14 protein-coding genes and 1 tRNA gene are annotated in these 12,818 nt (G+C 52.5%); 10 read left to right on the forward strand and 5 right to left on the reverse strand.

The window, feature by feature from the left end:
- Nucleotides 1-29: 29 nt before the first annotated feature.
- The 3 genes from ATI45_RS05790 to mobI all read right to left on the reverse strand — a co-directional run bounded on the left by ATI45_RS05790 (nt 30) and on the right by mobI (nt 2,951).
- Entirely contained in the window at nt 30-1,367 is a 1,338-nt protein-coding gene (locus tag ATI45_RS05790) for a UvrD-helicase domain-containing protein (protein ID WP_179888388.1), read from the reverse strand.
- A gap of 19 nt (nt 1,368-1,386) precedes the next feature.
- Nucleotides 1,387-2,376 carry a PH domain-containing protein gene (locus ATI45_RS05795; protein WP_098418654.1) on the reverse strand — a complete coding sequence of 330 codons (990 nt, stop codon included), beginning with the start codon at nt 2,374-2,376 and terminating at the stop codon, nt 1,387-1,389.
- An 86-nt stretch (nt 2,377-2,462) separates the two neighbouring features.
- A complete protein-coding gene (gene mobI, locus ATI45_RS05800) occupies nt 2,463-2,951 on the reverse strand; it encodes a conjugative transfer protein MobI(A/C) (RefSeq protein ID WP_143751135.1) in 489 nt (162 codons plus the stop codon).
- 815 nt (nt 2,952-3,766) lie between these two features.
- Here mobI and ATI45_RS05805 point away from each other — a divergent pair.
- The 7 genes from ATI45_RS05805 to ATI45_RS05835 all read left to right on the forward strand — a co-directional run bounded on the left by ATI45_RS05805 (nt 3,767) and on the right by ATI45_RS05835 (nt 9,569).
- Nucleotides 3,767-4,747 carry a ParM/StbA family protein gene (locus tag ATI45_RS05805; protein WP_098418656.1) on the forward strand — a complete coding sequence of 327 codons (981 nt, stop codon included), beginning with the start codon at nt 3,767-3,769 and terminating at the stop codon, nt 4,745-4,747.
- A complete protein-coding gene (locus tag ATI45_RS05810) occupies nt 4,734-5,114 on the forward strand; it encodes a hypothetical protein (protein ID WP_098418657.1) in 381 nt (126 codons plus the stop codon). The genes ATI45_RS05805 and ATI45_RS05810 overlap by 14 nt, the downstream gene beginning before the upstream one ends.
- Before the next feature lie 60 nt (nt 5,115-5,174).
- Nucleotides 5,175-5,729: a hypothetical protein gene (locus tag ATI45_RS05815; RefSeq protein ID WP_098418658.1), complete on the forward strand. Its 555-nt coding sequence runs from the start codon at nt 5,175-5,177 to the stop codon at nt 5,727-5,729.
- A complete protein-coding gene (locus ATI45_RS05820) occupies nt 5,726-6,574 on the forward strand; it encodes a hypothetical protein (protein WP_143751136.1) in 849 nt (282 codons plus the stop codon). Before ATI45_RS05815 ends, ATI45_RS05820 begins: the two co-directional genes overlap by 4 nt.
- Before the next feature lie 3 nt (nt 6,575-6,577).
- Nucleotides 6,578-7,762, forward strand: coding sequence for a hypothetical protein (locus ATI45_RS05825; RefSeq protein ID WP_098418660.1), 1,185 nt, complete (start codon nt 6,578-6,580; stop codon nt 7,760-7,762).
- A 359-nt stretch (nt 7,763-8,121) separates the two neighbouring features.
- Nucleotides 8,122-8,838: a sigma-70 family RNA polymerase sigma factor gene (locus ATI45_RS05830; RefSeq protein WP_179888230.1), complete on the forward strand. Its 717-nt coding sequence runs from the start codon at nt 8,122-8,124 to the stop codon at nt 8,836-8,838.
- Entirely contained in the window at nt 8,835-9,569 is a 735-nt protein-coding gene (locus ATI45_RS05835) for a hypothetical protein (RefSeq protein ID WP_098418662.1), read from the forward strand. The genes ATI45_RS05830 and ATI45_RS05835 overlap by 4 nt, the downstream gene beginning before the upstream one ends.
- Nucleotides 9,570-9,600: 31 nt before the next feature.
- On the opposite strand, the gene ATI45_RS05840 is transcribed toward ATI45_RS05835, so the two are convergent.
- Complete coding sequence (locus ATI45_RS05840) at nt 9,601-10,008, reverse strand: hypothetical protein (RefSeq protein WP_098418663.1); 408 nt, start codon at nt 10,006-10,008, stop codon at nt 9,601-9,603.
- Between the two features lie 223 nt (nt 10,009-10,231).
- On the opposite strand from ATI45_RS05840, the gene ATI45_RS05845 reads away from it, so the two are divergent.
- Together ATI45_RS05845 and ATI45_RS05850 are read left to right on the forward strand one after the other, a co-directional pair.
- On the forward strand, nt 10,232-10,447 hold the full coding sequence (locus ATI45_RS05845) for a DUF4224 domain-containing protein (protein ID WP_098418664.1): 216 nt from the start codon (nt 10,232-10,234) through the stop codon (nt 10,445-10,447).
- On the forward strand, nt 10,444-11,472 hold the full coding sequence (locus ATI45_RS05850; protein ID WP_098418665.1) for a tyrosine-type recombinase/integrase: 1,029 nt from the start codon (nt 10,444-10,446) through the stop codon (nt 11,470-11,472). The genes ATI45_RS05845 and ATI45_RS05850 overlap by 4 nt, the downstream gene beginning before the upstream one ends.
- Before the next feature lie 95 nt (nt 11,473-11,567).
- Here ATI45_RS05850 and ATI45_RS05855 read toward each other — a convergent pair.
- A tRNA-Ser gene (locus ATI45_RS05855) sits at nt 11,568-11,658 on the reverse strand.
- 402 nt (nt 11,659-12,060) lie between these two features.
- Between ATI45_RS05855 and ATI45_RS05860 the strand changes: the two genes are divergently transcribed.
- Nucleotides 12,061-12,780, forward strand: coding sequence for a Bax inhibitor-1/YccA family protein (locus ATI45_RS05860; protein WP_098418666.1), 720 nt, complete (start codon nt 12,061-12,063; stop codon nt 12,778-12,780).
- Nucleotides 12,781-12,818 lie beyond the last annotated feature (38 nt).

Below are 12,818 nucleotides of genomic sequence, written 5' to 3' on the forward strand. Positions count from 1 at the left end.
CCGAAATGTAGGTGCTGATTTATTGGCGCTTACTGATCCGTAATCCACGCCGCAATGCACTTCAGCGCCGGGCCTTCCATCCCGTCGATGATCATCCCCGACCAAAATGCGAGCTGCTCGTGAAAGCCCGTGACCCTACCATCCTCAGTTAGGTGCCCGGGCAGACCCGCGTACAATCCCTGATCAACAATGTGCCCCCGATACCGGTTTACCAGACCCTGAGGAACCTGCGCCCAAGACAAAGCGTTCGCCGCATTCGGTGCTTCCAGGTACGTCCGGAACGTGGCCAGCTCCGCCAGGCCCAGAAGTAGACCAGCGCCCTGAGTGTCCCAGATCGACTTACCGCCAATACGACGGTACTTGTAGCCGCCGACCCGGAGCATGGCCTCGATGTTATCCAGGAGCCGGTTCGTCCGGGCCAGAATCCCTATCGTCTGACCCTGACGCTCTGCCCGTATTTCCTTGATCCAGATGTCCAGAGCCTCAAACTCATTCTCGGGCTCATCGTAACGACCGTGCTTAACAATCCCTCCAGGCGCCGACATCGATCGAATGTCCTTACGAATTCGCGCCAGGTTGTGACCGATCACCTTGCCGGCAACATCCACAATCTCGGGCGCACACCGGTAGCACTCATCGAGAAAGAAATCCTCTGCGCTCGTCTGCGACGCGAACTCCTGCATACCCTCATTCCCCATTGCGCTGCGAAACCCGTAGATCGATTGATCGTCATCACCCACTACCGTCACTTTGATCCCGCGATCCCAGTGAGCCTTGAGCCACGCCAGCTGAACCGGCGCCGTGTCCTGAAACTCATCAACCAATAAGTGCGTCACCGGCAACGGCTCGATCTCACCCGACTGAAGCTTCAGCACAACCTGCCGCGCCACTTCCGCAAAATCTATCAAGCCGTCTTCAGCCATCAGCGACTGGTAAGTATCAAACAGCTCTACGCATTCCGCAGCACCCTCCTCCGGGTGTAACCGGTTATTCAGTTCGTCTATTACTGACCCCGCCGTTTCCTCGTCGAAGTCAGAACCTGTGCTGGCAATCGAACGACTGATCAGTATCTGGCGCTCAAAAAACTTCGGCGGCCGACGGCCATTCAGAAAAGGGAGGAATTGCTGTCGCGCATAGGCGTCGAACGTCGACACCCGGACGCGACTCATATCTACATTCCCTCCCAGCCGCTCTCGCATTTCCTGAGCCGCCGGGTTCGCAAACGTCACCAGCCCTACAACCGAACCCCTCTGTTCAAGTAGGAACCCTGTCCGAGCCACCAGCAGCGTTGTCTTCCCAGAGCCAGGCCCGGCGATCACACGAACGTAATCGCCACCCGTCCGAGCCCTGTCTTGTTGTTTACTCAAGCCCATCTTGCGCTCCTACTCACTTCTTGCCGGGGGCTATCAGGCCGAAAAACTCATCCGGCTTTGACTCATCTGGTGTCTCGGACTCTTCAGAGCTGAACTCTCCGGACTGAAACTCTTCGCGGTCGGGTTCCGACTCCAGATCAAATTCGGGGGTAGCGCTCAGATCCGAATCCGAAGAAATCGCTTCCGGCTCGGCCTGGCTATCCTCAGGCGCATCAAACATCTTCGGGCTGGCAGAGTGATGATCTTCTTCGCCCGACTCAGGTAACTCCCCGTAATCGCTATCCGAAACATCTTCTGGCTCCTCCGGCATATCGGCGGAGCGCGACGCTACGAAGGACTCTGCATAATCATCCGGGTCCGGGTCAGATTCGCTCGCACCAACTGCGCCACTCTTCAGCGCCGCACTCAGCAAAGAGGCATTCCGCCGAGTCTCACTGCGAAGCCCTTGGATCGCCGCAAGCATCTGCTTCTGGACCGCGACACTCTCCGTCACGGACTCACTGAAGGCAGCCAGTATCTGGTGGTCAGACGACGACCCAGCACCCAACAATTGACTGGCCCGAACTTCCGACTGCGCTTCCGCTTCCCTGTCACCACCCTGCTTTTTCTTCGCCAGGTTATCCGCCTCTTTCGCCAAGGCTTCAGGGTTTGGAATGTCCTTGAGTCGAACATCGACGCCGCCAGAACCAGCGGTGTAGTACAGAACATCCCCGTACCCGAAGATCCGACCCATGATTCCGATCTCGACGCTGACGCGACGAATATGGATCAGCTTGGTTACCCGGGTGTCTTTCATGATTAGGCCGTAAACCTCGGTCACCTCTTCATCGGTCAGCGTGTATCGGTTAGCCAGCAAGTCGTAGCCGATTTTGTAGACGCATGAGTACAGGGCAGCCAGTATCCCCGAGCACTGCAATATGAGCTTGACCGGAATCCCCTCCAGCACTTCAGGGCCCACCTCCGCTTCAAGCCAGCCAATGATCATCCCAGGCATGAAAATCATCACCAGCCCGACCGCCAGAATGATCCACTCTTTCCAGAATGCCGCTTAAGCCTGCCTTATGGTTTTACCTGCTCGACTTTGACTGCTCATGCCACTTCCCCTCCAAGCACTTCTTGGTTGCCAGATTCTTTCCGCGGTTGACCAAGACGTTTGGCCGCCTTCTTATTGACCTCTTTCGCATAGGTGATGATCTTCCGAACGCTCGCGTATTCGGCGCGAATCTCGGCCAGCTTCTCTTCCGTCTCCAGCACCTGGTCGATCTCCCAATCTTTTGCGCGAACGGTCAGGCTGTGAGCGCGGTACTTGTTGCCTCGCCCTTTTGTGATGTGAATCGATTTGGGCCGAGAAGACACGGCTCCCGCATGCTTCACAAACCGGAAATGTGTCCACGAAATCTCTAGGCCGCCTTTCCGAGCCCTTACCCATACGTTCAGGCGCCCCTTCTCCCGCGGAGGTCGCCCTGCGTTTTCCCTGTAGTGAAACCGCCAATGTTCATTAGCAACTTCCTGAGCATCACCTGCTAATTCCTTGATACGCTCTTCACACTCAATAATCATCGAATCGAATTTTGTCATTTCCCAACCTTTCTGCCGTTCCGGGAACACTGAGCAATTCCCTCATCAAACATCTTTTAAGCCAAAAACGGCGATGTTAGATGCGGGAGCCAAACCTATGACCCGCATCAGATGCGGGGGGTGCTTAGTTTTCCCGCATCAAACATCTGCCGTGAGATGTTTGATGCGGGAATTACGGACAACTCCCTATTCAGATAAGGCAACCGTCCAAGTAGCGCCACCAACCTTCTATTTCAGAGCCTTCTCCTGACCTGTTCCCGCATCTTGATGAGGGAATCTTTTGCTTTTCCCACATCAAACATCTACTTACTTGATGTTTGATGTGGGAATTGTTCGTCTCTCCCTCATCTTGATGCGGCATGGGTGCTTTTAATGCCTACGTATAAGTCTACCGGCCTTACCAATCGCCACTTACATAACGCCCTTGTTTTTTGGCCGTCGTTTTGCGCTTGCAGTTGAGAGAGCGAGGTTAATCTACTTGTGGGCGGGTTCTCTTTGTGAACCTGTGGGTACACCGTAGGCGGACTCCGAAGGGTCATCTAGCCTGGCATGTGTACCGCTAGTGAACCCACGGGTACACACGGGCCGAAACGGGGCGCGTCGGTAAGCTCACCTGTGTACCGTCAGTGAACCTGTGGGTACATAGGTGCAGCTGAAGAGCTTTCTGGGTCAGAGCTTCGTGTACCGCCAGTGAACCTGTGGGTACACAAATGACACCCGCCTCCTTACATCTGCCAACCGAACACGCAGAGTGAGCTATGACTTGTGAACCGATGGTGAACCTACAGGTACACCCGAACCTCTTGGAGAATTGAATGTTTATACTGGGAATGGATATTGGCTACTCGAATCTGAAGCTTGTTTGGGGTGACAGTAATGCCAAAAAACCCGCCATGGCTGTGTACCCTTCTGGCGCTGCGCCAACGGATTGCATCTCGACATCTATCACTTCGGGTGGTGATCATGGCGGGTTCAAAGTGAGCGTTAACGGCGAGGAGTATGTGGCCGGTATTGAGCAATCTTCGATCGACGGGTGGGAGCGAGTGCTGTCGAAAGAGTATCCCTTCTCCATCGACTATAAGGCGCTTTTCCATGCCAGCCTGATGGCCACAAAACGCGAAAAAATCGACACCCTGGTGACCGGGCTGCCTGTCGAGCAGTGTGCTGACAAAGCCTATAAAGAGCGTGTTGAAAAGCTTCTTCAGGGCCGTCACGAGATCTCCCCTGGGCGCTTTGTTGTCGTTCATAAAGTCTTCGTTATTCCGCAGCCGGTTGGCGCGTACATCGACTATCTAATGACCTGCGAGAACCCGGCTATTGTTAGTGCGTCACGAGTTCTGGTCATTGACCCCGGTTTTTTCTCGGTCGATTGGTGCGCGATTGATAAGGGTAATTTCGACAAAGCCTCATCCAATTCCAGCCAAGAAGCGATGAGCGTCTTACTGGAAGAGGCCGGGAAACTGATCACTTTGGATCATGGTCGCCCATTCGATCTGGCCTCAATAGAGGATGCTGTGCGAGGGGATATGCAGGTTCCTGTCTTTGGGAAGATGGTGAACTTGGCCCCTTACCTCACTCTTGCAGCGACCAATGTTGCTGAAACTGTCATGCGGAAAGTCCGCCAAAACCTTCGCCGTTCTAAGGTGCAGGGCGCGGATTTCACCCTTCTTGCCGGCGGCGGTGCAGACCTATACAAGCAATCTGCATCAACGATTATGGAAGGCAGCCAGGTCGTAACGGCTTATGACCCGGTGATCACTAACGCTAAGGGGTTCTTCGAGTATGGCCGCGGATGAAACCATAAGAGTTGTTGTGAAGGTGAACCCTTCCCGACATCCAGAGCTGCATGAGGCGCTCAAAAATAACGATGGCAGGGCTGAGCGGATTCGATCTCTCGCCCTTATGGCTCTTTCTGGCGTCGCCGTTGCAGGCGATGTTAGGCCCGATCCCGACGGCTCCAGCGGTCAACGCACCAAGCGGAAACCAGCCGGCAACCAGATTAAGGGGGAGCGCCCAACTTCTGAGTCAGCCAGCGCTGTTAATGATGACAATGCTAAATCTGTTGCTGCTTTACCATCCAAGCCGGAGCCAGAACCCGAGGAAGATCCACACAAAGACCTTAGAGCCTCCGTTATGAGTGGGCTAAAAAAATCTAGTTTCTAGGGTTGCAGATAGAAAGTTGCGTGGATACTGGTAGTGAGATAAACAGAAAAAAGGTGCAATATGAAACTCAACAAAATGACATTGATTGCAATCACCCTGGCCGTTGGCGCACTCGGTGCCGGTTGTTCTTCTACTTACAAGCCGCCCCAGGTGGCGGATACGTTGATCTGGACTTCCGACTCTGAAGAAGAGCGCCCCATGTGGACGCTGACAGGTGAGATTCAGGAAGATGCCAGCGAGGAGGTTGTTCGATTCGTTGGAATGAGTAACCGACACAGCACTCAGAAAGGTGCGCGTGATGCGGCCATGGATGATGCTCGCCGGCAGGTTGCCAATTACGCAACCACCGAGGTTGAGGATGTTGTCACGCGAATGGAGGAAGGCGGAAGTCTTCAGAGCAACATCCAAGATCCTATGCAGAAGCTGGAACGTGTCACAACCCAGGTTTCAGTTCACGCCCTAAGCAAGATGAAGCCGGTCGATTGGCGCTTCGAGCAGTGGGGAGATAAGGCAAAGGGCAAAACATTCTTCCAGGCCTTTGTTCGTGCGTCCGTCCCTGAGAGCACCTTTGACGTTCAGGAAAACGAAATCGTGAGCGCTCTGGAGGTGGAGTGATGTTCGCCCTGCGCTCGCTGGCGATCGCCACAATCGTTCTTGCGGTAACTGGTTGTGCGTCAGGCCCGGTAGCTCAGGATCGCAGTGGGCTGCCAGCCTGGACGACAAAAACCCAGTTTGTTGACGCCGCGGCGTCCCATCAGGTCTTTGTTGGTATTGGCCAGGCATCCATTGAGCCGGAGGCAAAGCGTCGGGCAAGAAGTGACGCCCAGGCTCAGTACATCCGGGCGGTGGGCGGAACAGTCGTGACCAGCCAACGGATACGGGAGTCAGGGAAGTCTGATTCCGACGGGATCTCTCAGCGATCGGTTTCTAGTGAGCGTTACACGGGTTCCACCTCATCTGCCCTACTCCACAGCACGCAGTCGGAGTATGTGGTTTATAGGGACGAAGGATCCATTACTGTTTATGTCCGGATGAGCGTTCCAATCGACGTTCTGAAGGATGCCAGAGAGGAAGTTAAGCGGAGTCACGAGCAGGCAATTATGCGGAAGTTGGAAGCGTACAAACTTGCGAAGGAGTCCCGCCAGGGAGATGTGGACGGCACCGTTTATGCGTTTGTCGTTGGGAAATCATCGTCAGATCGACAGTCAGGCATGTCCGCCATCTCGGTTGAGCGCACAGCTCGGGAACGTGCCCGGCACGATGCCAAGGTGTCAGCAACAGAACAGATTCACGGTCTGAATGCAAAGTCAGCAACCGTCCAATCTGGTAGCCGCTCTAATTGGAGCTACACAACATCTTCAGGCACCGTGCGATCGGAAGTTATTGCTGAGCGAATCTGGTGGGAAGGAAACACCGCCGTAGCAGAGAGCTATGTGCTTGGCTGGAAAAATCTGGAGTAATGTATGAGCACTATATTTCGAACCCTTACCTTTGCTTTAGCTGCGATGACTGCTCAGGCGGCAACTGCGAGCACGCAGGTTACTGTCGGGGCGACTGCGGCCAATCGTGACGCAGCCATCGAGCTGGCCCTGGGCGACGCCCTGGTTGAGGCCCTTGGTAGTCATGTCTTTTCTGTTTCAACAAAGACCGGCGACTCGTTTAACTCGATGTCTACATCGGTTACCGCTGGACGCATTGATGACTTCGAGGTGCTGGAAGAGTATGAGACTTTCGACGGTGTGCATGTTCGCCTATCGGTGAATCTCACAGATCAGAATTTGTCGCGCATCGCCCCGAAAGAAATCAAGACGTGGGAACAGCGAATCGACGAAACGCATTCCTTGGACATGGCGCAGAGAACCGTTGGCAATTACCGTCGAGTGCTTGATGAATTTCTTGTTGGCCCGCGAAATCAGTTAAACGCAGGGTATGCCTTTGTTCTGAGATCCTACGACGCTCGCGCTGTTGATACTGGCTCTATAAGCGGCAACATCTATGTCGATGTGACAGTCAATCAATCCTGGTGGAACACCTATTATCACCTAGTGAGTGTACTGGCACCGCAAGGCAGCCAGGTGTTGGATGAGGGGCCTCTAAAGGTTCATCGCAATGTTGCCCGGGTGGATCTTGAAAAGAGCGGTCGGGTGGATAGAACCTTGCAGTATGATTTGGCCCATCCCCTGCCCGTGCGCCTATCAGTTGGCGGACTGACTTCTCAGTTTATTCTTTATAAGAACGCGTTACTCATCTCAGCTCAGCCGATGACGTTGGATACCGCCACGAACAACCATCAGGTAGGCCAGGCGCGGCGTGGAGAGATATCTATGATGAAGGGCAATGTTGCAGGCGGCACCGCAGTGGTAGATCGCTACAAGTCAGCCCTTTCTTGCGGATCAGTAGTGAGATATGAGTCTGCTGTCTATTGTGGCGAGAGGTTCACCATCAAAATCCCTTTTGACGCGAGAAACGAGTCAGAAGTGATTGAGATGATGAATGAAGGGTTGAATGCGGAGCTCAATCTATTCGGCTCGGCTTGCGAGAAAGACTGTGACATTTTCAAAGAGAAAACATTTCATGACATGAGTGAGTCTGAGCTGATAATAGAAGCAATCCAGAGTGCTCGCTCCCGCAATCACCGCCGATACTAACGGCTGGTTAGCCCGCACTTGCAGTTTCGATGCCCCATGAGAATCTCTAGCTAACACTAAATTTGTTGGAGGCATCAGTGGATATAAAAGTTTCAGATCATCGAGTAACTCAGTTAGCGCCCGCAAACAAACCAAACTGTGAAGAGGTGGCACCCATTGATCCATCGGGCGGGCAGCCTATGGAACACCAGATAGCTAGGGACATTGGCTTTTCGCTGACGAGTCTATTTCGGGCTGCTGGAAAACGGCCAGACATCTGGAGTGCCGCGCTAAAACGGATGGCACCTCACAGCCCCACGCAAGCTCGTCGTGCATTCAGACAATTCATGTCCTGGAATAATAATCAGAGAAGTAAGGCGATGTCTGCACTTGAGATTGCCATTGACCGGGCCGCCGATGATCAGGGCGAGCTACTCCAAGGCGTGATCAGTAAATACCAGTTGTCTCCGGGTCTGGCCCATACGCTATTCGCGTGTTGGCCTGCGTCCGAGCGCGACGCCATCAGCGAGCCTTACAATCGGTGGCGCGATGCCGTTAACAAGCTCGTGAACAAATACCAGCGACTGGCCTTTAAGCTGGCCAACCAGCAACGGCAAAGAACTGGGGGAGATGAAGAGTGGGTGTCGTACGCATTCTTTGCGCTGATAAAGGCCGCGGAGATGTACGACGACCCGGGCAAGGCAGAGTTCATGACCTTTGCATACCGGTGGATCCAGTATGAGCTAAAGAAGACGTCTGAGCGCGAATATGAAAGCGCTAAACTTACATCGCTCACACTGGACACGCACAGTGAAGCCAAACTCCTCTTAAACGGAGACGAGAAAGCTCTAGTTGGTCTAATGGCAAACCCCGATCAACAGTTTATGGCTGTCAATCGAGCGAAGGAGGTTTGTTCAGTAATCAGCCTGCTCACCGAGCGTGAGCGATTCGTCATACGACGGCTCTATGGGTTAAACGAGGAAGAGCTGACCTCAACGGCAGACCAGATATCTCGAGATATTGGAGTAACCAGAGCAAGAATTTACCAGATCAAAGCTTCTGCTTTTTCAAAGATACGGCAAAGGTATCCGCTATGACTGCAAAACAAATTTTCTTCGGCCTCCTAGTCGCCATTACCGGCATTGGTTCCGCATCAGCTTGGGACTTCGACCGAACACGAGCTGCGGACATTATGGATCGCGCATCCAACGACGGCGATCAGACCGCACAACTTCTCCTGGCTTTCGCCCTGGATGACCGGGTTCAGACCATCTTCGATAACTACCAGTTTCGCCTGCCCGTCGTTACCGACGAAAGCAGTCTGCACGTTAGGTACCTTCACCCCGAACACCTCTACGAAAACCTAATGGCCGGTCATGGAAGTGCCTCCAAAGAAAGCTTTATGGTTTATTCTGTGCAGGGGTCGTTTGCCCTAGATCGAAAGAAGTATTGGATGGCTGCCAACTACTACGGCATGGCGGCAAGCATCGGGCGCAAATTACTCAACGGAGGCATGCACCCAGAGATCAGCGCGGTGACGCAAGACGCTCAAGCCGGCAAGGTTGCAGCGACAGTGTGTAATGGAGATACGCCTCGACAGAACTCTGCAAACAAGATCGCGTCGATGTTGCGACGCATGCCCGCTTCGGACATGGCTGCCGACTACCTGTCGTTTATTGAGAGAAAAAGCTACGGATCACCTAGCTCGTTCTCGATGAAAGGTGCGGGATGTTTTAACGCGCCCCTGCATAATGCGACCGTAATTTTGCCGCTAGCACCTTACAACTATGAGACAAACACCCGTAAAGCGACGACCGTGTTGCGATAGCCGCATCTATTTTCAAGCATCCTCCTCGACGCTAGTGGAGCACTGTATTTTCCGAAATAAGGACAATTCCGACGACCAACCCCCAGCTCATAACCTCAATGGCGTAATGAATCAGTTTTTTGGGCTGGTACTGAGAGTGGCTTAGCAGTCCGAGCTTGTCGTTCCTGAGATTCCCTACCAACCGGTCATTGAACATCTCAATAGCGACTGAGGTGATATTGCAGTCTTGGTACTCATAAAACTCAGTGATGACATTTCTGGCGTTGACCAAATGTGCGTTACCTGGAGCGCAGTCATCCAAATGATCCATCTGAACAATAGCTTCAGTAAAAATTTCCAGGATAATTTTAAATTTATCCACTGAAATATGATTACCGTGGCCTGCGAGCAGGTTGCTAAGGATTATTGATACGTGAGTTTCAAGTGCTGTGTCGCGCATTGCTGGTTCCTACCGCGTGTGAGTTCACACCACTATGCCTGCGTGCTCCCAATAACTAAGTTTTGCACTCCCCTGCAGAACGGCGGCAGTTTTATGCGGTCGTTCGGTGCTTGCACCTACAAAAAAAGTCTTACAGTAGTTTAAAGGCTCGGTCGTTGCCGCCTCCGGTGAGGCGTTTCCAAACGTCCAGATAGATCCGATCTAGTAATCACGGGAGATTGTCATGTTCTTGACCAATAACGAAGTAGTGAGGCTAACCGGAAGGCACCGGCGGACTCAACAAAAGCAAGTTCTGGAAGCCCTTGGGATTGTATATATCGAAAACGGCATTGATGAACTGGTGATTTCAACGGTTCACGTTGAACGCGTTTTGTCGGATATAACTCATCACGGCATCGAAACCGGGCCGAATTTTAATGCGTTAAGGAAGGTTTCATGAGCCCAAAGCCACGATCCCGTAATCAGGACATGCCAACGTATGTACATTGGAAGAACGGCAAATGGAGATTCAAAACACCCGCACATCTGCGCAACTACGTTCCAGGAAGGAAGACGTGGATCACTCTGAGCACTGACAAGAAAGAGGCGCTAAAAAAGTATGCAGAACTGGTTGGCAATTTGTCTGCAGAATCCGGTATGAGCAAGCTGTTTAATCGATACGCTGCAGAGGTGATCCCCTCAAAGGCACCTCGCACTCAGAAGGACAATACAAAAGAGTTGAAGAAATTGCGGAGCGTGTTTGGCGAAATGCACCCCAGCGAGCTTTCAACCATGCACTGTCAACAGTATCTGGATAAACGTGGAGACTCGTCCAAAACTCAGGCCAATCACGAAATCGCGCTGCTCTCGCACATTTTTCGCAAAGCCATGCAGTGGGGGGTTGTTGATCGCAACCCAGTTAAGGGCGTCGAAAAGCACAAAGCCATTGCGCGAGACAGATACGTAGAAGACTGGGAGCTCGACGAATTCCTGTCTGTTTCAACGCCGTTTATTTTGGCCTGGGTAGACGTGAAAATGATGACTGGTTTGCGCCAGGGCGATATGCTGGCCATGCTGCTGAGTTCCCTGCGGGATGACGGCATACGTTTCAAAAGTAGAAAAACTGGGCGCAAGGGCTTCATACCGTGGACGCCAGAGCTAAAAATGGCAGTAACTGCACTGAAGGCCTGCAATCAAAAACAAGGGTTGACGATCGTCTGTGACCGCAGTGGCAAACCGATGAGTGACAGCGCGTTTCAGAATCGTTGGCGAGCAGTGATGATCCGTGCGCTTGAAAGCACAGATCTGGTTGAGCGGTTTACCGAGCACGACTTGAGAGCTAAACACGCAACTGACGTAGATGCTGCGGGCGGCGATGCCACAGCAAACCTTCTGCACGATGACAAGCGCACAACAGATGGTTATTTGAGGGCAAAGAAAGCCGTGACTATTAAGGCCTGGAATCGGAAAAAATCGGAAGGATAATATACAACTGTATATTATAGAGGATATACAAGAACTTTAGCGACCTATCAGCAGTTAAGAGAAGCCCCTCTAACTAACTGTATTCAAAGAAAAAATGGCGGTGGGTCAGGGATTCGAACCCCGGGAGGACTATTAATCCTCGGCGGTTTTCAAGACCGCTGCATTAAGCCACTCTGCCAACCCACCATATTCTTCCGTTACTGCCTAGCGACAGCCGGGGGAATGATACCGGAATTCTTATCTCTGTCAACGCCCTGCACAAAATTCAGGGTTAGAAACTGCAAAGAGTCAGCCCCACAGTTAAACCAGAGCCACCACAGAGGTAAACCATAGCTACAACATAGTGCAACAAGAGTTACGTCAAATAGTGCAACAAGAGTTACGTCAACTTAATGAAATTTTTCAAACTTGCAATTGTCACAGTAGTTACCGAAAAACCCGACAAAATTAACCGTTTAATGATTGAAAGTTGTGAAATCGACATTACTATGAGCTACAGTGATTGCCCCACTTAAAAGGGCATCTAGCTGGCTTGAATGGAACTCAGATGGTTCAGATGGCACCCAGAAATATTAATCGGAGATGACAATGGAAAACAGACAGTACAACGTTCCACAGAGTTCTAGCGGCAAGATTGCCCGCGGATCCGCTACCGCACCCATCAGTGCTTCGGCGACGAAAGTGCTGCGCAACACTTACACGTTACTGGCAATGACGCTGGCGTTCAGTGCTGTTATGGCGGCTGTTGCCATGTCGATTGGCCTGGGCCAGGGCGCAAGCCTGATGTGCATGCTTGGCGCTATTGCTCTGGTGTGGTTTGTATTGCCACGTACAGCCAACAGCTCTGCCGGTATTGCCGTGGTGTTCGCATTCACCGGTCTGCTGGGTCTTTCACTGGGCCCGACTCTGCTGTACTACCTCCAGTTCTCGAATGGCGGGCAGATTGTCACCCAAGCTCTTGGCGGAACCGCGCTGGTGTTCTTTGCGCTTTCTGGCTACGTTCTGACCACCAAAAAAGACTTCAGCTTCATGCGCGGCATGTTGGTTGCGGGCTTGGTTGTGGTACTTGTCGCGATGGTAGGTGGCATAGTCGCCAGCATGTTTGGTGTTGAGATAACAGCCTTCAGCCTTGCCCTTAGCGCTGCTATCGTGCTACTGATGTCAGGCTTCATCCTGTACGACACAAGCCGTATCGTTAACGGTGGTGAAACCAACTACATCATGGCAACCACAGGGCTGTACCTGAACATCTATAACCTGTTCCTGGCCTTGCTGCACCTGCTGGGCGCATTCGGTGGTAACGACTGATTTAATCTGGTTTTAACGTAACCCGAAGCCCCGGCATT

Origin of the sequence: Marinobacter sp. LV10MA510-1 (genome assembly GCF_002563885.1) — a bacterium.
Taxonomy (GTDB): Bacteria; Pseudomonadota; Gammaproteobacteria; order Pseudomonadales; family Oleiphilaceae; genus Marinobacter.